The 20,810-nt window shown below is 60.0% G+C and carries 17 protein-coding genes and 2 pseudogenes; 8 read left to right on the forward strand and 11 right to left on the reverse strand.

The features are described from left to right. Nucleotides 1-4 precede the first annotated feature (4 nt). From ACZ1HE_RS06175 to ACZ1HE_RS06190, 4 genes are all read left to right on the forward strand, one after another. The gene (locus ACZ1HE_RS06175) at nt 5-793 is read left to right on the forward strand and encodes a TIGR03084 family metal-binding protein (protein WP_472619998.1); all 789 of its coding nucleotides are present in this window, start codon (nt 5-7) and stop codon (nt 791-793) included. Nucleotides 794-1,110: 317 nt separating this feature from the next. After that, nucleotides 1,111-2,268 carry an acyl-CoA dehydrogenase family protein gene (locus ACZ1HE_RS06180; protein WP_472619999.1) on the forward strand — a complete coding sequence of 386 codons (1,158 nt, stop codon included), beginning with the start codon at nt 1,111-1,113 and terminating at the stop codon, nt 2,266-2,268. Nucleotides 2,269-2,471: 203 nt separating this feature from the next. Further along, a complete protein-coding gene (locus ACZ1HE_RS06185; protein ID WP_472620000.1) occupies nt 2,472-3,080 on the forward strand; it encodes a DJ-1/PfpI family protein in 609 nt (202 codons plus the stop codon). Further along, nucleotides 3,067-3,846, forward strand: a complete 780-nt coding sequence (locus ACZ1HE_RS06190) for a nuclear transport factor 2 family protein (RefSeq protein WP_472620001.1) — start codon at nt 3,067-3,069, stop codon at nt 3,844-3,846. The genes ACZ1HE_RS06185 and ACZ1HE_RS06190 overlap by 14 nt, the downstream gene beginning before the upstream one ends. Nucleotides 3,847-3,864: 18 nt before the next feature. Here the strand turns inward: ACZ1HE_RS06190 and ACZ1HE_RS06195 are convergent, their stop codons facing one another. Next, complete coding sequence (locus tag ACZ1HE_RS06195; protein WP_472620002.1) at nt 3,865-4,749, reverse strand: LysR family transcriptional regulator; 885 nt, start codon at nt 4,747-4,749, stop codon at nt 3,865-3,867. A 178-nt stretch (nt 4,750-4,927) separates the two neighbouring features. Between ACZ1HE_RS06195 and ACZ1HE_RS06200 the strand changes: the two genes are divergently transcribed. Genes ACZ1HE_RS06200 through ACZ1HE_RS06215 form a run of 4 tightly spaced genes read left to right on the forward strand, consistent with a single transcriptional unit; the run spans nt 4,928 to nt 10,942 of the window. Further along, a complete protein-coding gene (locus tag ACZ1HE_RS06200; protein WP_472620003.1) occupies nt 4,928-7,117 on the forward strand; it encodes a dehydrogenase E1 component subunit alpha/beta in 2,190 nt (729 codons plus the stop codon). Continuing rightward, nucleotides 7,114-8,148 carry an ACP S-malonyltransferase gene (locus ACZ1HE_RS06205; protein ID WP_472620004.1) on the forward strand — a complete coding sequence of 345 codons (1,035 nt, stop codon included), beginning with the start codon at nt 7,114-7,116 and terminating at the stop codon, nt 8,146-8,148. Before ACZ1HE_RS06200 ends, ACZ1HE_RS06205 begins: the two co-directional genes overlap by 4 nt. 30 nt (nt 8,149-8,178) lie before the next feature. Next, on the forward strand, nt 8,179-9,681 hold the full coding sequence (gene amaB, locus ACZ1HE_RS06210) for an L-piperidine-6-carboxylate dehydrogenase (RefSeq protein ID WP_472620005.1): 1,503 nt from the start codon (nt 8,179-8,181) through the stop codon (nt 9,679-9,681). Then, a complete protein-coding gene (locus ACZ1HE_RS06215; protein WP_472620006.1) occupies nt 9,671-10,942 on the forward strand; it encodes an NAD(P)/FAD-dependent oxidoreductase in 1,272 nt (423 codons plus the stop codon). Before amaB ends, ACZ1HE_RS06215 begins: the two co-directional genes overlap by 11 nt. Before the next feature lie 46 nt (nt 10,943-10,988). Here the strand turns inward: ACZ1HE_RS06215 and ACZ1HE_RS06220 are convergent, their stop codons facing one another. The 10 genes and pseudogenes from ACZ1HE_RS06220 to ACZ1HE_RS06265 form a co-directional block, all read right to left on the reverse strand. Then, on the reverse strand, nt 10,989-11,813 hold the full coding sequence (locus tag ACZ1HE_RS06220; protein WP_472620007.1) for a TauD/TfdA dioxygenase family protein: 825 nt from the start codon (nt 11,811-11,813) through the stop codon (nt 10,989-10,991). A 78-nt stretch (nt 11,814-11,891) separates the two neighbouring features. Next, nucleotides 11,892-12,464 carry a HupE/UreJ family protein gene (locus ACZ1HE_RS06225; RefSeq protein ID WP_472620008.1) on the reverse strand — a complete coding sequence of 191 codons (573 nt, stop codon included), beginning with the start codon at nt 12,462-12,464 and terminating at the stop codon, nt 11,892-11,894. A 79-nt stretch (nt 12,465-12,543) separates the two neighbouring features. Beyond that, nucleotides 12,544-13,098 (reverse strand): HupE/UreJ family protein, encoded by a 555-nt coding sequence (locus ACZ1HE_RS06230; RefSeq protein WP_472620009.1) that lies wholly within the window; start codon nt 13,096-13,098, stop codon nt 12,544-12,546. Nucleotides 13,099-13,188: 90 nt separating this feature from the next. After that, nucleotides 13,189-13,583 (reverse strand): annotated as a pseudogene (locus ACZ1HE_RS06235) (RidA family protein). Nucleotides 13,584-13,597: 14 nt separating this feature from the next. Further along, nucleotides 13,598-15,220 (reverse strand): AMP-binding protein, encoded by a 1,623-nt coding sequence (locus tag ACZ1HE_RS06240; protein WP_472620010.1) that lies wholly within the window; start codon nt 15,218-15,220, stop codon nt 13,598-13,600. Nucleotides 15,221-15,222: 2 nt separating this feature from the next. After that, nucleotides 15,223-16,370: pseudogene (locus tag ACZ1HE_RS06245) on the reverse strand (acyl-CoA dehydrogenase family protein). Next, complete coding sequence (locus ACZ1HE_RS06250; RefSeq protein WP_472620011.1) at nt 16,363-17,250, reverse strand: enoyl-CoA hydratase family protein; 888 nt, start codon at nt 17,248-17,250, stop codon at nt 16,363-16,365. Before ACZ1HE_RS06250 ends, ACZ1HE_RS06245 begins: the two are co-directional and overlap by 8 nt. Next, a complete protein-coding gene (locus ACZ1HE_RS06255) occupies nt 17,247-17,714 on the reverse strand; it encodes a MarR family winged helix-turn-helix transcriptional regulator (protein WP_472620012.1) in 468 nt (155 codons plus the stop codon). The genes ACZ1HE_RS06250 and ACZ1HE_RS06255 overlap by 4 nt, the downstream gene beginning before the upstream one ends. Next, nucleotides 17,711-18,469, reverse strand: coding sequence for an SDR family NAD(P)-dependent oxidoreductase (locus ACZ1HE_RS06260; protein ID WP_472620013.1), 759 nt, complete (start codon nt 18,467-18,469; stop codon nt 17,711-17,713). The genes ACZ1HE_RS06255 and ACZ1HE_RS06260 overlap by 4 nt, the downstream gene beginning before the upstream one ends. Beyond that, on the reverse strand, nt 18,466-20,760 hold the full coding sequence (locus tag ACZ1HE_RS06265) for a bifunctional salicylyl-CoA 5-hydroxylase/oxidoreductase (protein ID WP_472620014.1): 2,295 nt from the start codon (nt 20,758-20,760) through the stop codon (nt 18,466-18,468). The genes ACZ1HE_RS06260 and ACZ1HE_RS06265 overlap by 4 nt, the downstream gene beginning before the upstream one ends. Nucleotides 20,761-20,810 lie beyond the last annotated feature (50 nt).

Raw genomic sequence — 20,810 nt, forward strand, 5'->3', positions numbered from 1 at the left:
GTAAATGGAACAGGCAACGGATTTTCTGGCCGAAAGCGAGGCACTGAATGCAGCGTTTGATGGCGTCACCGGTGATCAGTGGAACACCGCGACCCAGTTCAAGGGGTGGACCCTGAATGACGTACTGGTGCACCTGCACTTTTGGAACCAGATGGCAGATCTGTCCCTGATGGACGAGGCGGCGTTTCAGGTGCGGCTGGCCAAGACATTTGCCGGGATCGGCAAGAACGGGTTTCGGACGACTGAAAACAGCATGATTACCTTGCGCGGAGAAGAGCTGCGCGCGGCGTGGCAGGACCTCTATCGTGATATTGGTGCCCGTTGGGTTGATCTGGATCCAAAGCAGCGGGTGAAATGGGCAGGGCCGGACATGTCTGTGCGCTCGTCGATTACCGCGCGGCAGATGGAAACCTGGGCGCATGGGCAAGAGGTGTTTGATGTTCTGGGGCTGCAGAGGGATGAACAAGATCGGGTCAAGAACATCGTAGTGTTGGGTGTGAATACCTTTGGCTGGGCGCACAAGGTCAACGGTCGGGATGTACCAGAAACTATGCCTCATTTGGAATTGACCGCACCGTCTGGCGCGGTTTGGGAGTTTGGCGAGCCGGGCGAGAACATGATCAGCGGATCAGCTGTCGAATTTGCCCAAGTGTCAGCCCAGACCCGCAATATTGCGGACACCGATTTGCGGGTTGAAGGTTCGGTTGCCAGCGAATGGATGGCCATCGCTCAGTGTTTTGCAGGAGGGGCTGAGGCGCCTCCGGCCAAGGGCGCTCGTTGCCGCCGGGCGTGAATTTCACAGCAAGGCAGGGAAGGCTCCCGCCCGTCGTCGATGTTTTTTGGCAAAACAACTCCTCCCGTTGGGCCAGGCTCAGATGGGCAAAGCCCATCTGAGCCTGGCCCCTCTGCCGTCCGCAGGACGCAAGGCCGGTAGGCCGCGCAAGATGGAAGTCCGGCGAAGCTGAGTTGCGACACTGTATGAGCCCACAGACGTGCCATTGTGGAAATAGACGTTGCGTTGCCAAAACAAGACGCGGCGTCACCCAGATTGGTTTGAACCGGCAGCAAGGGTAACGTGTCGGCAACCTGAGATTTTGGAGGACGCACAAGATGACGCTCTTTACCCCGACAGCCGATTGGATCACCGAAGAACACAAGATGTTTGCCGAAATGTCCGGCCGGTTCCTCGACGACGAACTGGTGCCGAACATCGACACATGGAACGCCAACGGCATGGTGGACCGTGCTTTTTGGAACAAGGCAGGCGAAGCGGGGCTGATGGGCGGTACCATTGCCGAAGAATACGGCGGCGTTGGCGGTGGCATGGGCTTTGACTCGGTGCTGATGTATGAACAAGCCTCGCGCGGGGATAGCGGTTGGGGCTACGGCATTCAGTCCATCGTCATGCATTACATCGCGGGCTACGGCAGCGAAGAGCAAAAGCAGAAATGGCTGCCCAAGCTGGTTTCGGGCGAGATGGTCGGCGCGATTGCGATGACCGAACCGGGCACCGGGTCCGACCTGCAGTCGGTGCGCACGACCGCCGAGAAGGATGGCAACCACTACAAGATCAACGGATCCAAGATTTTCATCACCAATGGGCAATCTGCTGATCTGATCATCGTTGTGGCCAAGACCGACAAAACGCAAGGCGCCAAGGGCGTTTCGCTGATCGGGGTCGAGACGGAAGGCACCGAAGGGTTTCGTCGCGGACGCAATCTCAAGAAGCTGGGAATGAAGGCCAACGACACCGCCGAGCTGTTCTTTGAGGACGTCAAGGTGCCGATGACCAACCTGATCGGCCAGGAAGAGGGGCAGGGGTTTTATCAATTGATGAAGCAGTTGCCGTGGGAGCGTCTGACCATCGGGATCATGGCTCTGGGTGCAATCGACTTCGCCATTGCCGAAACGGTGAAATACACCCAAGAGCGCAAAGCATTTGGTCAGCGAGTAATGGATTTCCAGAACACGCGCTTCAAGCTGGCGGAATGCAAGACCAAGGCTGAACTTCTGCGCAGTTTCGTCAACGACTGTATCGCCCGCCTGGAGCAAGGCAAACTGGATGCAACTACGGCTTCGATGGTGAAATACTGGGGCTCCGAAGTCCAAAACGAAATCATGCACGAGTGCCTGCAGTTGTTTGGCGGCTATGGTTTCATGATGGAATATCCCATTGCCCGCATGTATGCCGATGCGCGGGTACAAATGATTTATGGCGGCACCAATGAGGTGATGAAAGAACTCATCGCTCGCTCGCTGGACGTTTGACCTAAAAGAGGGGGCGCTCCCGCCCGTCGTCAAGGTTCCTCACGGAACCTCTCCTCCCGTTGGGCCGGGCAGGCTCGGGCAAGGCCCGAGCCTGCCCGGCCCCCTCTACGTTCCATCCGCAGGACGCAAGGCTGCGCAGGTTGCACGTTACAAGCTTCGCTGTAACATCGCCCCTCCGATCTACGAAACTCAGGGGTGGCTCAATGCGCAAAATCGCGGCGCTCATATTTCCAGGCTTCGAATTGCTCGATGTGTTTGGCCCGATGGAGATGTTCGGACTGCTACCAGATGATTACGCACTAGAGCTGATTGCCGAAACAACTGGTCCGATCCCGAGCAACCAAAGCCTTTCGGCACAGGCCACCACCACAACCGCTGATGAATTGGGCCATGATATCTTGTTCGTACCCGGTGGCGCGGGTACGCGACGCGAAGTTGAAAACGCAGACCTGCTTGGTTGGATCGCCAAGGCATCGGCGCAGGCGGAATTCACGCTGAGCGTTTGCACCGGCAGTGCACTGTTGGCTCGCGCAGGTGTTTTGGATAATCGCAAGGCTACCACCAACAAAGCGGCATTTGACTGGGTTGCATCGCAGGGGCCACACGTCGATTGGGTGCCCAAGGCGCGGTGGGTTGAGGATGGGAACATCCTTACGTCCTCGGGTGTTTCCGCTGGCATGGACATGGCACTTGCGGCGATCGCACTCATGCACGGGCGCAACCGTGCTTTAGAGGTTGCCAAATGGTGCGAATACACGTGGCATGAAGACCCTGACCACGACCCATTTGCCAAGGTGCATGGACTGGTTTGAAACGAGAGGAGGCAAGATGATGTCCAACAAGGATCGCATTCGAGCATTGCTCAAGAGCATCGAGACCGGAGATCCCGGGCCGATCTCAGTCGTCAACGAGGCGAAGTATATTCAGCACAACCCGCAAACTCATGAGGGCAGCGAAGGGCTGGCCGCCTTGTTCAAACGGTTGTCGCAAACCAACCCCAAGGTCAATATCGTGCGCGCCTTTGAAGATGGTGATTTTGTTTTTGCCCACACCGAATATGACTTCTCGCGCCGCAACATTGGGTTCGAGGTGTTTCGTTTCGATCAGGGGCAAGCGGTCGAGCATTGGGATAACATCCAACCCCGGCTGGGGCCTAACGTGTCGGGCCATGATATGGTAGGCGGGCCGACCGAAGCCCAGGATCCGAAACAAACAGAGAGCAACCGTTCGACCGTCCGCGAATTCGTGCAAACGGTTTTGATCGCAGGGCAAGTTGATCAATTGGGACACTGGATTGGCCAAGACGACTTCACCGAGCACAATCCACATTTGACCGATGATCTGACTGGCCTGGAACAGCATCTGTCGGACACTGACGCAGTTGACTATCAGCGCTTGCATCGCACGCTTGCCGAAGGGGACTTTGTTCTCACTGTTTGTGAAGGGGACAGAAACGGCAATCACAGTGCATTCTATGACCTCTTTCGCCTGTCAGGTGGGCGGATTGTCGAGCATTGGGACACTACTGAAAATGTGGCACCAGCTTCGGAATGGAAGAACAGCAACGGCAAATTCTGATGGCGTTGAAAGAACGGTCTAGCCCAGTTGGAACTGCAACCATTCGCGAAAGGCCTGTAACGGAGCCGATGCTGTCGTTCCTTGCGGCCAGACCAAAAAATAGCGACCAAGGCTGACTTTAGGGCCATCCCAGGCGTAGACCAACCGCCCATCCAGCAAGTCCTGCGCCACCATGTAGCTGGGCAGCAGCGCCACGCCAAGCCCATGGACTGTGGCCTGAATCATCGTTGAAAACTGATCAAACAGCATACCATGCATACCAAACGCCTCGACGCCTTGGGCGGCAAACCATTGCTCCCATGCGTCTGGCCGGGTGTCGAGGTGCAACAGCGGGGCGGACAACAACCAGCCTGGCGTCCCGTCTGAGTGCTCCATCAATGCAGGCGCGCAGACGGGGATCACTTCTTCGCGCATCAGTTCTAAGTAGTTCACACTGGCCCAGTCCTGAGCGCCAAAATGGATTGCGGCATCAAATACTTCGGTGCTGAAATCAAACGGCCGCAGGCGGGTGTTCAGGTTCATGGTCACGCCCGGGTTCTTGCGGGCAAAATCCTGCAAGCGCGGCGCCAACCAGTGCATGCCAAAGGCGGGCAGTATGGCCAGTTGCAGCGATCCGCCTTGCGGATTGGCCTTGAGTTTGAGCGAGGCCTGCGCCAGTTGCTGCAAAAGGATTCTTGCGGTTTCCACATACTCTTGCGCCGCCGGGGTCAGTTGCAAACGCATCTGCGATCGCTCAATCAGGGCGACGCCCAATTGCTCTTCCAACGTCTTTAACTGCCGACTGACCGCGCTTTGCGTCAACGACAATTCTCCAGCAGCGGCAGACGCACTTCCAAGCCTGTCGACGGCCTCCAGGGCCAATAGCGAGTTGATCGAAGGGAGAAAGCGTCGGGGTGCGATCATATGAGTTTTCCTCATGCCTTTTGAACTTATTATCACTCGCTCTTTCCGTGATCCAGAGCGATATAGAGGCGGTACATCCTACCATGCGGGACGCCGCATGAGCATTTCGCACGCACCCACCAAGCGTGTACCCTGAGGTCGGAACATCGCCCCGCACCTTGCAAGAGAAGGCCTACACATGGATCGCGCCCAGATTGTTCACGATAACTTCCTGTCTCGCGTGGCCTCGGGCGACCTGCCCGCAGGCGCGCCGCCATGTGAGGGTTTGAACAAGACAGATGCGGTGTCGCTTTACCATGCGCAGGTGCTTAGCCGGGCCTTGGATCGCACCAGCAGAGCGATGCAGAAGGCGGGGCAGGGGTTTTATACTATCGGCTCGTCCGGACACGAGGGGATGGCGGCGGTGGCCCATGCGCTTCGCCCTGATGACATCGCGTTCCTGCACTATCGCGATGCGGCGTTCCAGATCGCGCGTGCCGATCAGGTGCCAGGGCAACAAATCACTTGGGACATGCTGCTGAGTTTTGCCTGCTCGTCCGAGGACCCAACGTCTGGGGGGCGGCACAAGGTGCTTGGGTCCAAGGCTCTGATGATCCCGCCACAAACCTCGACCATCGCCAGTCATCTGCCCAAGGCGGTCGGCGCGGCCTATTCGCTGGGATCGGCTCGTCGCCATGCGCCCGAACATCGTGAGTTGTCCGAAGATGGCATCGCGGTTTGCACATTTGGCGACGCCTCTGCCAATCACTCGACCGCCCAGGGCGCGATCAACACTGCAGGCTGGACGTCGATCCAATCGGTGCCTTTGCCGCTTTTGATGGTGTGCGAAGACAACGGGATCGGCATTTCCACCAAGACCCCCAAAGGGTGGATTGAGATGTCGATGGAACACCGCCCAGGGATCAAGTACTTCCGCGCCAATGGTCTGGATATCTTTGAAACATTTGCCGTGGCGCAAGAGGCGGCTGAATACGTGCGCAGCCGTCGCAAGCCCGCCTTCCTGCACCTGAAAACCGTGCGCCTTTATGGCCACGCAGGAGCTGATGTGCCGACCACATACCTCAGCAAGGCCGAGGTCGAGGGGGATGAGGCCAACGACCCGCTGCTGCATTCCGTCCGCCTGTTGGGTCAGGCGGGGGCGATGACGCCGGATCAGGCGCTCAAGGTCTATACCGACACCTGCGCGCGCACGGATCGAGTTGCCGCAGAGGCGGCCAAACGTCCGCATCTGTCGGATGCCAAGGCGGTGATGGCCAGCCTTATTCCGCCCAAACGCGACTGCAAACCCACAAACGGCCCAAGTGCCGAGGCGCGCGCTGCCACATTCGGGCCAGACATGCGGGCGATGGGTGACCCGCAACCCATGAGTCGCCTGATCAACTGGGCGCTGACCGATCTGATGCTGGAACATGGCGAGATCGTCATGATGGGCGAGGATGTCGGTCGCAAGGGCGGGGTCTACGGCGTCACCCAAAAGCTGCATCAGCGTTTTGGTCCGGACCGGATGATCGACACGCTGCTGGATGAGCAATCCATTCTGGGCCTGGCAATCGGCATGGCGCACAATGGGTTTCTGCCAATGCCGGAAATCCAATTCCTGGCCTATTTGCACAACGCCGAGGACCAACTGCGAGGCGAGGCGGCGACCTTGTCGTTCTTTTCCAATGGTCAATTCACCAACCCGATGATCCTGCGGATCGCGGGGCTGGGGTATCAAAAAGGCTTTGGGGGGCATTTCCACAACGACAACTCGCTATCGGTGCTGCGCGATATCCCCGGCGTGATCATCGCTTGCCCCTCGACCGGGGCGGATGCGGCGCAGATGATGCGCGAATGCGTGCGGCTGGCGCGTGAGGAGCAGCGGGTGATCGTCTTTCTGGAACCCATCGCACTTTATCCAATGCGCGATCTTCACGGGCCCCAGGATGGCGGCTGGATGACGACCTATCCCTCACCCGATCAGCGGATCGGGCTGGGAGAAGTCGGCGTTCATGGTCAGGGAACCGATCTAGCCATCGTGACCTATGGCAACGGACACTATCTGTCGCAACAGGCTTTGCCCGAATTGCAGGCAGCGGGGGTAAACACCCGCATCATCGACATGCGCTGGCTTGCGCCTTTGCCGGAAGAGGCGCTGCTCGCAGCCACAAAAGACTGCAAACATGTGTTGATCGTCGACGAATGCCGCCGCACCGGCAGCCAATCCGAGGCACTGATGACGCTGTTCACCGAACAAAGCGATCACCCCATTGCCCGCGTCGCAGCCGAAGACAGCTTTATCGCCACTGGACCCGCCTATGCTGCGCCCTTGCCCTCCAAGGACGGCATTGTTGCGGCCGCGTTTTCGCTGACAGGAGCCAAAACATGACCCGCACTGCCGTCGTGATCTGCCCCGGACGCGGGACGTACAACAAACCTGAACTTGGCTATCTGCACCACCACCACGCGAACCGGATGGAGATGTTCCGCAGCTTTGACGCCATCCGCGCCGAAGCCGGGCAGAGGTCCGTGACCGAATTGGACAGCGCCAGCCGCTTCACGGTCGGCACCTATTCGCGCGGCGACGTGGCCTCACCCCTGATCTATGCCGCCTCGCTGGCCGATGCGCAGGCGTTGGCTGAGGACATTGAGGTGGTCGCCGTTACTGGCAACTCGATGGGGTGGTACATCGCTTTGGCCGCGGCCGGGGCACTGTCGCCACAGGATGGGTTCCGGGTGGTCAACACCATGGGCACGCTGATGCAAGAGCAGCTGATTGGCGGACAGCTGGTCTATCCCTTTGTTGGCGACGATTGGTTGAACGATGCCGCCCGCAAGGCCGAGCTTTTGGCCGATGTGGCTCGGATCAACGCGACCGAGGGCTGTGACCTGGCGCTGTCAATCGATCTGGGCGGGATGCTGGTGCTGGCCGGGAATGAGGCGGGGTTAAAGGCGTTTGAGGCAAGCCAGCCTACCGTGCAAGAGCGGTTCCCGATGCGGCTGGCCAACCACGCGGCGTTCCACACTGCTCTGCAAACGCCTGTCGCGGCTGAGGGGCGTGCGCGTCTTCCCGTCAGCTTACTCACCCAACCTGACCTTCCATTGATCGATGGGCGTGGCAAGATCTGGTGGCCAGGTGCCTCTGATCTTCAGGCGTTGTGGGATTACACTCTGGGTCATCAGGTGATCGAGCCTTACGACTTTACCCACGCGGTTCAGACTGCCGCGCGTGAGTTTGCCCCGGACCTGTTCATCGTCACCGGTCCCGGAGCAACCCTGGGCGGTGCAGTGGCGCAATCGCTGACATTGGGCAACTGGCGCGGCATGTCCGACAAGGCGCAGTTCCAGACTTTGCAAGCCGAGCAACCGTTCCTGATTTCCATGGGCCGCGATGATCAGCGCGCCCTTGTGACCCCCTGAATTCTGAATGTCGTAGAGGAGAGATAAGACATGACCCACCTCGATATTCTGACCGCTGCCGGATTGACCGAACCCCAATTGACCGGCGGAACCTTGTCCGTCACCACGCCAATCGACGGCCGCGAGATTGCGCAGATCAAAATGCACAGCGTTGCTGAGGCGCAGGCGCAGATCGCGGCGGCCAATGACGCCTTTCATGCTTGGCGCAGTGTACCCGCACCGCGCCGTGGAGAGCTGGTGCGCCTGCTTGGCAACGAGCTGCGCGCGCAGAAAGAGGCCCTTGGCCGTCTGGTGACATTGGAATGCGGCAAGATCTATCAAGAGGGTCTGGGCGAAGTGCAGGAGATGATCGACATCTGCGACTTTGCCGTCGGCCTGTCACGGCAGCTTTACGGTCTGACCATCGCGTCCGAGCGTCCGGGCCATTCGATGCGTGAGACCTGGCACCCGATGGGGGTTTGCGGCGTGATCACCGCCTTCAACTTTCCCGTGGCGCCCTGGTGCTGGAACGCGGCGCTTGCGCTGGTTTGTGGCGATCCGGTGATCTGGAAGCCCTCGGAAAAGACGCCGCTGACCGCGCTGGCAGTGCAAAAGATCTGCGACAAGGTGATGGCCGAGTTTGGCGAGGATGCCCCAAAAGGGCTGATCCAGACCTTGATCGGTGAACGTGATCTGGGCCAGACGCTGACCGCATCCAAGGATGTCGCCATCGTCTCGGCCACCGGCTCGGTTCCCATGGGGCGGGCCGTGGCCGGCGATGTGGCGGCACGTCTTGGGCGATCGATCCTGGAGCTGGGGGGCAACAACGCGATGATTGTGGCGCCTTCGGCGGATCTGGAAATGGCCCTGCGCGCGATAGTGTTTTCTGCCGTGGGCACCGCTGGACAGCGCTGCACCACTTTGCGCCGTTTGATTGTGCATGCGGATGTCTATGACCAACTGATCCCGCGTCTCAAGGCGGCGTATGATAGTCTGCCAATCGGTGACCCGCTGGACGAGGGTACGCTGGTCGGGCCGCTGATCGATGCTGACGCCTTGACTGCAATGAACCGCGCATTGAAACAGGCGCAGGCTGAAGGGGGCACGGTTCACGGCGGCGGTCAGGTTCTGACGGATACTTATGATAGCGCAGCCTATGCTGCGCCCGCCATTGTCGAGATGCCTGCGCAATCCGCGATCATGCATCACGAGACTTTTGCCCCGATCCTCTATGTCGTGAAATACACCGAACTGGAACAGGCCATCGCCATGCAGAACGCTGTGCCGCAGGGCCTGTCGAGCTGTATTTTTTCCACGGATGTGCGAGAGACCGAGACCTTCCTGTCGGCAATCGGCAGCGACTGTGGCATTGCCAACGTCAACATCGGGCCCTCGGGGGCCGAGATCGGCGGTGCTTTTGGTGGCGAAAAGGAAACGGGTGGCGGACGCGAGAGTGGATCAGATGCCTGGAAAGGGTACATGCGTCGTCAGACCAACACGGTGAATTATTCACGCGAGCTTCCTCTGGCGCAAGGGATCAAGTTTGACATCTGAAAACACCTTCAACCTGTGGCACCAGACCTGCGCCGAGCAGATCGAAGCCCCCTGCCTGTCCGGTGACGTGACCGTCGATCTTGTGGTGATCGGCGGCGGCTACACGGGCTGTTCGGCGGCCTTGCATGCGGCGCAGATGGGCGCGTCGGTTTGCCTGCTCGAGGCCGAAGAGATCGGGCATGGCGGTTCGGGTCGAAATGTTGGGTTGGCCAATGCGGGGTTGTGGCTGCCGCCTGCAGACATTCGTAAACATCTGGGGGACGAGCCTGGGAGAAGGCTGGTGGACCTACTGGCCGATGCGCCGCGTCTTGTGTTCGACCTGATTGCACGCCACGGCATCGAATGCGAGGCGGTGCAAAACGGCACCCTGCATTGTGCGCATTCGCCCGCGGGCTTCAAGAATCTACAAGCGCGGTTCACGCAACTCAGGACTTCAGGCGCGCCGGTTGCTTTGCTGGATGCAAAAGAGACGGCTGCCCGCACAGGCGCTGACACCTTTCACGGGGCCCTTTTTGATCCGCGCGCAGGTACCATCCAGCCTTTGGGCTATGCTCGCGGCCTTGCGCGAGCCGCGATCCAGGCGAACGCGCGGGTTTGCCAGTACAGCCCTGTGCGTGACATACGGCGTGACGGGGATGTCTGGCACGTCGAAACCCCCAGTGGAAACGTTCGGGCCAAAGCATTGATCCAGGCCACCAACGCCTATCACCGGGATCTGGCCTCTACCGCGCCGGAATACGTGCCGGTTCATTACTTTCAGTTCGCCACCGATCCCTTGCCTGAACTCGTGCGGGCCAAAATCCTGCCGGGAAGTGAAGGGTGCTGGGACACAGGCCTGATCATGACGTCGTTCCGGATGGATCAGGCTGGCCGTCTGATTATCGGTGCGATGGGGCATCTCGGGCATTTCGCCAGTGGCATTCACCGGTCGTGGATGAAGCGCAAGTTGTCTGCGCTTTACCCTGAGCTGCGTGGCACGCAATTGAACCAAGGTTGGCACGGGCGCATCGCCATGACCTCGGACCGCATTCCAAAGATCATCTCGATTGGTCCCAATGCCTACGCTGCGCATGGGTTTTCGGGCCGAGGGATCGGGCCGGGGACGGCCTTTGGCAAGGGCTTGGCCGAAGCGCTGTTGACCGGCAACGATGGCAGTTTGCCAGTTCCAGTGGTCGAGGAGTATCACGAACGGATGATATTCCCCCATCGGGTGTTTTTCGAAACAGGTGCCACGCTGGCACATCTGATCAAGGCCCGTTGAAGGAGGGTAAGAGGTCAGGTTGAGAGCGAAGGCCTGTGTGCCAGTGCTAGGAGTTTGCGCCTTGAAGAGTTTGCCCCTCGACCGTGATGCGATGCATTAGGCGACGCGCGCCTTGGTAATCGGCCACGGCGTAATGCTGCACCAACCGGTTGTCCCAGATCGCCACGCTGCCGGGTTCCCAGCGAAACCGGCAGGCAAAGGCGGGTTGGGTGCAGTAATCGTAAAGATAGTCGAGAAGGGGTTGTGATTCTGCCCGGCTCCACCCTTCGAAACGAGTGGTGAAATCGCCGTTGACGTAGAGTGCCTTTTGACCCGTCTGCGGATGGCGGATCACGACGGGGTGCAACACGGGTTGGCTAACGCCCTCGTCCGACAGGCGCTCGTCTTGGATGCCCTCGCTGAAAGATGCATCCGAATGCCAAGCGTTTAACCCCTCAAGTGTGGCTTTCAGCCCGTCGGACAGGTGCTCATAGGCCGCGGTTTGCGAGGCAAACAGCGTGTCCCCTCCAAAGGGTGGCAGTTCGCGTGCCACCAGAATGGAACACATGGCGGGGGCCGGATCATAGGAATGATCGGTGTGCCACGTGCCGCCGATGACCTGGTTATGATGCGGTTCGGTTCGCACCTCGGCGACCTGAGGATGAGTGGCGACAGGTGTGAAAAACCGGTTTACGTCAATCGTGCCGAACCGTTCGGCCAGGGCGATATGCCCTTCGAGAGACAGATCCTGGTCGCGAAAGAACACGACGCCATGGGCAAACAGCGTATCGCGAACCGTAGCAAACCCGGCATCATCCAGAGTGTTGAGCGACAGGCCCTCAATCTCGGCCCCCACATGGCCCGCGATCGGCCGAACGGAAACTTCGGTCATTTCGATTCCTCCCTGGGTCGACTGTTCCCGAATTCCGCGCGCGGGTCGAGTCGGTCAAAGGTGGGGAGAGCCGTTCTTTTATCCAGACACGGTCGGTTCAACGGTGGACAGCGCCAGCATCACCAGAGAAATTGCGCCAATCCATGCAGCGGCGACCCGAAAGGCGATTGCAACCCAAGCCCATGTGAAACGTTCTTTCAGAATGTGCACGCCGCCGAATATGTAAAGCAGCCCGATGGTCGCCCCCACCATTGAACCGGACATTGTGAAGATCCGGTCTCGCAGTGGTCCCGCATCCGTTATCGACGCCGATCCGATCAGAAAACCACCTGTGGCGGCGACCACTAGGGCCACGGGCAAAAACCTTCCCCAACCAAGCGCGGCGACCCCGCATGCCACAAAAGCCGTTGCGAACAAGGCAATGTCCACGTTCAGATCCGCTGACCCAGCAAACAATCCGACGAAACAAACAGCGATGAAAGCAGTCCAGACCTTCCAAGCGTGTTGAACGCCGAAGGTCCCGATCATCAAACCCACCCCCAACATCAACATCGCTTGTGAAGGGGTAGAAAACGGGTGAAACAGCCCAATGTAAAATCCCTTGATGCCTTCAACGGGAGCATGCGCATAGGCGGGTTCGGCTCCCAGCATTGCTGGAAGCCAGAGCAATCCTCGGGCGGCCTTCACGTTCAGGCCATGCCTGTGAGAAATGCCAGGCCAGCAAGAGAGATCACGCCCCCGCGCCCCGTACAGCCACGCGACCGGCAGGCCATTTGACCAAATGTCCAAAGGCGATTCCAGCAAGATGCAACAGCCCGGTAGAAATGACGAAACCAACGGCGTAGGCAAAGGCATTCACAGTCGCGGGCAGCTCGGTTCCGTGGGCATAGCCGTGAAAGATCGCAAATGCGCCCACGATCACTGCGGAGACCATCAAGGGTGGCCTCACGGCGAAAACAATCATCAATCCCAGGACAACAGCGGACATTGCGATGCCGGTTTCAACGGCTGGGACAGGGATGCCGACAATTCCAGCCACCGCTCCAAGCGCCATGACCAAAGGAAACACGACGGGGAGTGTCCAAATGGCAGGTGCACCCAGGAAAGCACCCCAGAGCCCCACGGCCACCATGGCCGCGACGTGATCCCATCCCAGGATTGGATGGGTGAAGCCAGCAGCAAACCCTCCGCCGTATCCGTCACCGCTGTGTGCAAACGCTGGAACTGCAGTGAAAAGAAATAGTAGCGCAAAAACCAAACAAGACTGCATCGCGTGGCGAGCCATCAAAAACTCCCTTGGGTTGAATCACTTAGGGCCTCAAAGTAACAACCATATCGTGCGAGTCTACGTTTAGTTTCAGTATGTTCTTGGCAGTCAGTCGATTATGGCGGTCGCCTCGATTTCCAGTAAGGCGTCATCCTCCACCAGCCCAGAGACGACAACCATCGCCATAGCCGGAAAATGCCGCCCCACCACTTTGCGGTAGACCGCGCCGATCTCGGCCTGGCGTGCAAGGTATTCTTTTTGTCCGTCACGTACCATGTCAAACGGGTGAGGTGCTCGGCGCGCCCGCCTGCGGCCTCGACCACGTCCATGATGTTGCGCAGGGTCTGCTCCATCTGCCCGATGAAGTCATGGGTTTCAAAGATCTGATCCGCGTTCCAGCCGATCTGCCCCCCGACGAAAAGGTGCCCGTCCTTGGACAGCACGCCATTGGCATAGCCTTTGGCCGGTGCCCAGCCTTCGGGTTGGATGATTTGATGGGCCATTGGTGCCCCTCCGTCTAGTGCAAATCCGAGCGCAGGCGAAAGCGCTGGATCTTGCCGGTTTGTGTTTTGGGCAGGGCGTCGATGAACTTCACACTGCGCGGGTATTTGTAGGGGGCGATGGTGGCTTTGACGTGATCCTGCAGCGTCTTGACCATCAGCGCATCGCCCGTTTCCCCCTCGGCCAGCACGATATGCGCCTCGACGATGTGACCGCGCGCCTCGTCGGGTGCTGCGATCACGCCGCATTCACTGACTGCCGGGTGGGACAGCAGTGCCGCCTCGACCTCGGGTCCTGCGATGTTGTAGCCGGACGAGACGATCATGTCGTCGCTGCGCGCGGCAAAGTGCAGATACCCGTCGTCATCCATCACAAAGCTGTCGCCGGTGACGTTCCAGCCGTCTTGGACATAAACGGCCTGCCGGTCGTCGGCCAGATATCGGCAGCCAGTGGGGCCGCGTACGGCGAGCTTGCCAACCTCACCCGCGGGCAAGGGATTGCCCTCGTCATCAAGAATGCGCACCTCATAGCCACTGACGGGTTTGCCGGTGCACGCGGGGCGGTGATCGTCAAACCGGTTCGAAATGAAAATATGCAGCATTTCCGTCGCCCCGATCCCATCCAGCATCGGCTTGCCGGTCTTCTCGATCCAGGCGTCATAGACCGGGGCAGGGAGCGTTTCCCCGGCCGAGACTGCGGCGCGCAGGGATGACAGGTCCGCGCCTTCCTCCATCGCTTGCAGCATGAACCGATAGGCGGTTGGGGCGGTGAAACAGACAGTGGCTTTGTATTGCTCGATGATTTCTACCATGTTGGGTGGACTGGCCTGTTCCAGCAACGTCGCCGCCGCACCGAACCGCAAGGGGAAGACCGCCAAGCCGCCCAGGCCAAAAGTGAACGCCAAGGGGGGCGAGCCGATGAACACGTCATCCTCGGTTACGCCCAGAACCTCTTTGGCATAGCCGTCGGCGATAATCATCAGATCGCGGTGGAAATGCATCGTCGCCTTTGGATCACCCGTGGTGCCTGATGTGAACCCCAGTAGGGCGACATCATCGCGGCCCGTATCTACGGCATCAAAACGCACCGATTTTTCCAAGGCAAGCCGGTCCAATTCGGCATCATGGTTCGACGTGCCATCAAACCCCACCACCGATTTCAGGAACTGGGACCCCTTGGCACAAGTCACCAGATCCTCCATCAGGCGGGTGTCACACAGCGCGTGGGAAATCTCGGCCTTGTCGACAATCGCCGCCAGTTCGCCGGCGCGCAGCATGGGCATGGTGTTTACCACCACGGCGCCCGCCTTTGTGGCGGCCAGCCAACAGGCGACCATGGCCGGATTGTTGGCCGAGCGGATCAGCACCCGGTTGCCGGGCTTCACACCCAAATCCTCGACCAGCACATGGGCCAAGCGATTGGTCCAATCCGACAGCTCCTTGTAGGTGCGCCGCCGTCCGTTGCCGATCAGGGCCGTGTGATCGCCAAAGCCCTTGTTCACCATGGCATCGGTCAGTTCAACGCCAACGTTCATGTGGTCGGGATAGTCGAACCCATCCAGATGAAACTCGGGCCACATGTCCGGCGCGGGCAGATTGTCCCGAGCAAATGTATCGCTATGGGCTGTTGGTCCCAGCATGATCAGTTCCCTCCCAGAAACGCTCCCATCGTTTGGCGCGCGATCACCACGCGTTGGACGTCCGACGCGCCCTCGTAGATGCGCAGGGCGCGGATATCACGGTACAGTTCTTCGACCTTTTGCCCGTGTTTGACGCCGTCGCCGCCGTGCAGCTGCACTGCCTTGTCGATGACTTGCTGCGCCTGATCGGTGGAGAACAGTTTGGCCATCGCCGCCTCGCGGCTGACGCGCGCGGCCCCTGAATCCTTGGTCCAGGCGGCGCGGTAAACAAGCAAGGCCGCTGCATCCACATCCAACGCCATGTCGGCGATGTGTCCCTGTACCATCTGCAACTCGAACAAAGGCGCGCCTTGCACTTGCCGTTCATTGACCCGCGCCAAAGCCTCGTCCAACGCGCGCCGGGCAAAGCCAAGTGCGGCGGCCGCCACAGTGGTGCGGAACACGTCCAACGTGGCCATCGCCACCTTGAACCCCTGTCCTGGCGCGCCAAGCAGGGCTGATTTCGGCACGCGGACATCATTGAACCGCAAGGTTGCAAGAGGGTGCGGCGCGATCACTTGCAAGCGTTCCACCACTTCGAATCCGGGCAAGCCCGCAGGCACCACAAAGGCGCTCAAGCCCTTGGCCCCCGGTCCCTCTCCGGTGCGGGCAAACAGCGTGTAGACATCCGCAATCCCCCGTTCGAGATCCAGGTCTTCTCGCCGTTCAGAACATAGTCGTCGCCATCCTGCGTCGCGGTCATGGTGGAATTTGCAACATCCGACCCCGATTGCGGTTCGGTCAAAGCAAAAGCCGAAATCGCCTTGCCCGCGCGCGTCAGCGGCAACCATTCCTCCTGCTGCGCCGGGGTGCCAAAGAGCGAGATCGCCCCGGTTCCCAACCCTTGCATTGCAAAGGAAAAATCCGCCAACCCATCATGGCGGGCCAAAGTCTCGCGGATTAACGCGAGCGTGCGCACGTCCAGCACTTCACCCGCTGTCGGCTGCAACCACCCCGCCGCGCCCAAATCCGCCACCAGCTTGCGACAGGCTGCATCAATGTCGGCGTGATCCACAGACAAATAATCCGCACACCAAACATCCAGAGCCTCAGCCAATTCCCGATGACGCTCCTCAAAAAACGGCCACTGCAAAAAGCTCCGATCAGCCATGACAGACCCTCATCTTCATCTTTTTACAAGTACTCCCGCCGGAGGCATCCAAACCGAACCACATGCGCAAACCCATCGGCTCAATCCCCTCAAACACGGGGCGTTCTTTCGCGACAAACGCCCTATAAGCACGCTCGAAGTCCCCGGTTTGCATGCAGATCGCTTGTGCCTGCGCTTCGGCCTCGATGGCCTGTTCGATCGACATCGACCATTCCTGCGCCAGCATCGTCTTGGTGATCATGTGACCAAAGTTTGGACCGGCCGCGATCTGTTCGGCCAGTTTCAAAGCGGCACCATCCAGCTCTGCGGCAGGAACCACCTTGTTGTGAAAGCCCCAGGCCGCGCCTTCGTCCGCCGACATTGACCGGCCGGTGTAAAGCAGGTCCGCGGTGCGGCCCTGACCGATGATCCGGGGCAGGATGGCGCAGGCGCCCATGTCGCAACCCGCCAACCCGACGCGGGTGAACAGGAACGCCACCTTCGCCTCGGGCGTGGCGATCCGCAGATCGGATGCCATGGCGATGATCGCGCCAGCCCCCACGCAGATCCCGTCGATGGCCGCAATGATCGGCTTGCCGCAGTTCACCATCGCCTTGACCAGATCGCCGGTCATGCGGGTGAATCGCAGCAGTTCTTTCATGTTCATCTTCGTCAGCGGCCCGATGATGTCATGTACATCCCCGCCCGAGCTGAAGTTACCGCCGTTTGAGGCGAAGACCACAGCCTTAACATCGTCGTCATAATGCAGATCGCGGAACCAGTCGCGCAGCTCGGCGTAGCTGTCGAATGTCAACGGGTTCTTGCGGTCGGGCCGGTCCAGCGAGACCGTGGCAATGCCGTCCGTGATGGAGCAGTTGAAATGCGTCGTATCGGCGTTCATTGCGCCTCCTCCCTGATAATCCGGTCTAGCTGCTCGGTCATGGCAGTGGCCTCATCGGCCTCCAACGCACCCAGCAGTTCATTCACCCAATGTTCGTGTTCTGACGCCTGCCGCGCGAACTCCTCCGCACCTTTGCGGGTCAGGCGCACACGGCTGGCGCGGCGGTCGCCCGGTACGGCCTCGCGCAGGGCGATCCCGTCCTCGACCAGCCGCTCGACGATGCCGGTGACATTGCCGTTGGACACTTTGAGCAGCCCCGACAACTCGCTCATCTTCAGGCCTTCGGCGTGGCGGCTCAGCGCCGACATCACGTCAAACCGGGGCAGGGTCGAGGCGAATTCGACCCGCAAGGCCTCACGCAGATCAGCCTCGACCGCGCGGGTCACCTTGAGCAGTTTCAGCCACAGCCGCAGGCGGGCCTTGCTGTCGGGTTCGGGCGTCATTTCGGGATCGGGGGATGTCATACTTCACCTCCGCTAAGGGTCAGGGTGTGGCCGTTGACCGAGCGCGCGGCATCAGAGCAAAGCCAGAGCGCGGTGCCCGCAACCTCATCGGTTTGGATGAACCGTTGCTGTGGGTTGGATTTATACAGCGACTTGGCGGCTTGCTCGGCGGTCATCCCGGTCTTGTCCACGATGTTCTGGATCGAGCGGTCCAGCAAGGGGGTTTCGATGAAACCCGGGCAGATGGCGTTGACCGTGATCCCGTGTTTCGCAAGTTCCAGTGCCAAAGCACGGGTCAGGCCGACAACCCCGTGTTTGGCCGCGACATAGCCCGAGACATAAGGATAGCCTTTGAGACCGGCGGTTGAGGCGACGGCGATCATGCGACCCCAGCCGTTGGTTTGCATGTCGGGTAAGGCCGCCTGCCAGGTGTTGAACACACCGGTCAGGTTGACTTGCAGCATGGTCGTCAGTTGATCGGGGCTCATCTTGGCAAAGGGCACGCTGTCGGCGGCACCTGCGTTGGCGACGGCCACCTCAACCGGCCCGTTCAATCCGCGCGCTTGGGTAAATGCGGCGCGCATGGCCTCTGCGTCTGTCACGTCACAGGTGATCCAGCCGATGAACTTGTGTTGCTTGGCAACCTCGCGAAGTGGCCCCTCGCGGCGGCCCAGGATTGTGACCTTGGTCCCGGCATGAGCCATCGCTTGCGCGATCTCAGCGCCGACGCCGGTGCCGCCGCCGGTTACGACGACATGTTTGCCATCGACACTCACGCACGGATCTCCGCTTCGGCTTCACGGTCGGCCAATCGCCAGGCCTGATCGCGCCCCGCGAGATAGGGCAGGGGCCAGTCCGCATGGCGATCGCCAATGCGCGCGGCCTCGTGCAGGGTCCAATAGGGATCGGCCAGATGTGGACGGCCCACGCAGATCAGGTCGGCACGGCCCGCCATCAGGATCGAGTTCGCATGGTCGGCCTCATAAATGTTGCCAACGGCCATGGTGGCAATCCCGACCTCATTGCGGATGCGGTCCGAAAAGGGCGTCTGAAACATACGGCCATAGACGGGTTTTGCGTCGGTGGTGGTCTGTCCGGCTGAGACGTCGATGATGTCGGCACCTGCCGCGCGGAACATGCGTGCGATTTCGACAGCCTCTTCTGGCGTCACACCAGCCTCACCCACCCAATCGTTGGCCGAGATGCGCACTGACATCGGTTTGACTTCGGGCCAGACGGCGCGCATGGCGGCAAACACCTCCAACGGATAGCGCATGCGGTTTTCGAGCGACCCGCCGTAGTCGTCAGTGCGGACGTTCGACGCGGGCGAGATGAAGGACGAGATCAGGTAGCCGTGCGCCGCGTGCAGTTCGATCATGTCGAACCCGGCGCGGTCGGCCATCTGAGCCGCGGCGACGAACTGATCCCGCACGTGGTCCATGTCGTCGCGCGTCATTTCGTGGGGCGTGGCGTTGTCATCAGACCAGGGCAGGGCAGAGGCCGACATGACCTCCCAATTGCCGCTGGTCAGAGGGGCGTCCATCTTCTCCCAACCCAGTTGGGTTGAACCCTTGCGGCCTGAATGCCCGATCTGACAGCAGATCTTGGCTGGGGTGTGATCGTGCACATAATTTGTCAGTCGCGTCCAAGCAGTCTCATGCTCTGGCGCATACAGGCCGGGACAGCCCGGCGTGATCCGCCCTTCGGCCGAAACACAAGTCATTTCGGTATAGACCAGCCCGGCCCCACCCTTGGCGCGTTCGCCGTAGTGCACCAGATGCCAGTCGGTTGGGGTGCCATCTTCGGCCTTGTATTGCGCCATGGGCGAGACGACGATGCGGTTTTGAAGTTCCATCTCGCGCAGGCGGTAGGGGGCAAACATCGGAGCGCGCACTGGGTCGGCCATGCCGCCAGTGCGGGTCTGAAACCAGCCCTCTGCCGACTTAAGCCAATCTGCATCCCGCAGGCGCAGGTTCTCATGGCTAATGCGCTGCGAGCGGGTGAGCAGGGAATAGTTGAACTGCACCGGGTCCATGTCCAGATAGCGTTCCACCTGCTCGAACCATTCCAAAGAGTTGCGCGCTGCTGATTGCAGGCGCAGCACGTCCAACCGACGCTCGTCCTGATAGCGGACGAAAGCCTGTTCCAGCGTCGCTTCCGAATGCAGGAAGGTGGCCAGCGAAATGGCGCTGTCAAAAGCAAGACGCGAGCCCGAGCCGATCGAGAAATGCGCCGTCGCTGCGGCATCACCCATCAGAACCACATTCTCGTGGTGCCACTTTTCGCACAACACACGGGGGAAGTTGATCCAGACCGCCGAGCCGCGCAGGTGGGTAGCGTTCGACATCAATGCATGCCCATCCAAATGATCGGCAAAAATGCGTTCGCAGGTGGCGACGCTCTCCTCTTTCGACATGTTCTCGAACCCGAAGGCGTCCCATGTCTCTTGGCTGCATTCGACGATCACCGTCGCGGTTTCATCGTCGAATTGGTAAGCGTGGACCCAGACCCAGCCATGTTCGGTTTTCTCAAAGATAAAGGTGAAGGCGTCGTCGAATTTCTGGTGCGTGCCAAGCCAGATGAACTTGCATTCGCGGGTGTCGACATCCGGTTTGAAATGGTCCGCCAGATCGCTTCGCACGCGGGAATTCAGCCCGTCACAAGCAACCACCAGATCATACTCGGCCTGGTATTCGGCAACCGGCCGCGCTTCGGTCTCATACTGCAGATCAACGCCCAGTTCACGCGCGCGGTCTTGTAGCAAAAGCAGCATCTTTTTGCGTCCGATCCCGGCAAAGCCGTGGCCGCCCGACACCGTACGCACGCCGTCATGCACCACGGCAATATCATCCCAATAGGCAAAACTGGCACGGATCGCCTCGGCGCTTTTGGGGTCATTTGTGGTCAGGTTCTCCAGCGCGTCATCGCTGAGAACCACGCCCCAGCCAAAGGTATCATCTCCCTTGTTGCGTTCGATCACCGTGATCTCGTGGGCGGGATCGCGTAACTTCATCGAGATCGCGAAGTAGAGCCCGGCTGGTCCGCCCCCTATGCATGCAACGCGCATCGATTCCCTCCCGCAGACAATGTTGTTGGGTAGTACGATACCCCGGCTGC

The organism is Falsiruegeria sp. JB4-1, assembly GCF_055693495.1.

Coding starts and splice junctions, on each gene's coding strand:
- ACZ1HE_RS06175 (WP_472619998.1), top strand. CDS start 5: ATGGAACAGGCAACGGATTTTCTGGCCGAAAGCGAGGCACTGAATGCA.
- ACZ1HE_RS06180 (WP_472619999.1), top strand. CDS start 1,111: ATGACGCTCTTTACCCCGACAGCCGATTGGATCACCGAAGAACACAAG.
- ACZ1HE_RS06185 (WP_472620000.1), top strand. CDS start 2,472: ATGCGCAAAATCGCGGCGCTCATATTTCCAGGCTTCGAATTGCTCGAT.
- ACZ1HE_RS06190 (WP_472620001.1), top strand. CDS start 3,067: ATGGACTGGTTTGAAACGAGAGGAGGCAAGATGATGTCCAACAAGGAT.
- ACZ1HE_RS06195 (WP_472620002.1), bottom strand. CDS start 4,749: ATGATCGCACCCCGACGCTTTCTCCCTTCGATCAACTCGCTATTGGCC.
- ACZ1HE_RS06200 (WP_472620003.1), top strand. CDS start 4,928: ATGGATCGCGCCCAGATTGTTCACGATAACTTCCTGTCTCGCGTGGCC.
- ACZ1HE_RS06205 (WP_472620004.1), top strand. CDS start 7,114: ATGACCCGCACTGCCGTCGTGATCTGCCCCGGACGCGGGACGTACAAC.
- amaB (WP_472620005.1), top strand. CDS start 8,179: ATGACCCACCTCGATATTCTGACCGCTGCCGGATTGACCGAACCCCAA.
- ACZ1HE_RS06220 (WP_472620007.1), bottom strand. CDS start 11,813: ATGACCGAAGTTTCCGTTCGGCCGATCGCGGGCCATGTGGGGGCCGAG.
- ACZ1HE_RS06225 (WP_472620008.1), bottom strand. CDS start 12,464: ATGCTGGGAGCCGAACCCGCCTATGCGCATGCTCCCGTTGAAGGCATC.
- ACZ1HE_RS06230 (WP_472620009.1), bottom strand. CDS start 13,098: ATGGCTCGCCACGCGATGCAGTCTTGTTTGGTTTTTGCGCTACTATTT.
- ACZ1HE_RS06240 (WP_472620010.1), bottom strand. CDS start 15,220: ATGCTGGGACCAACAGCCCATAGCGATACATTTGCTCGGGACAATCTG.
- ACZ1HE_RS06250 (WP_472620011.1), bottom strand. CDS start 17,250: ATGAACGCCGATACGACGCATTTCAACTGCTCCATCACGGACGGCATT.
- ACZ1HE_RS06255 (WP_472620012.1), bottom strand. CDS start 17,714: ATGACATCCCCCGATCCCGAAATGACGCCCGAACCCGACAGCAAGGCC.
- ACZ1HE_RS06265 (WP_472620014.1), bottom strand. CDS start 20,760: ATGCGCGTTGCATGCATAGGGGGCGGACCAGCCGGGCTCTACTTCGCG.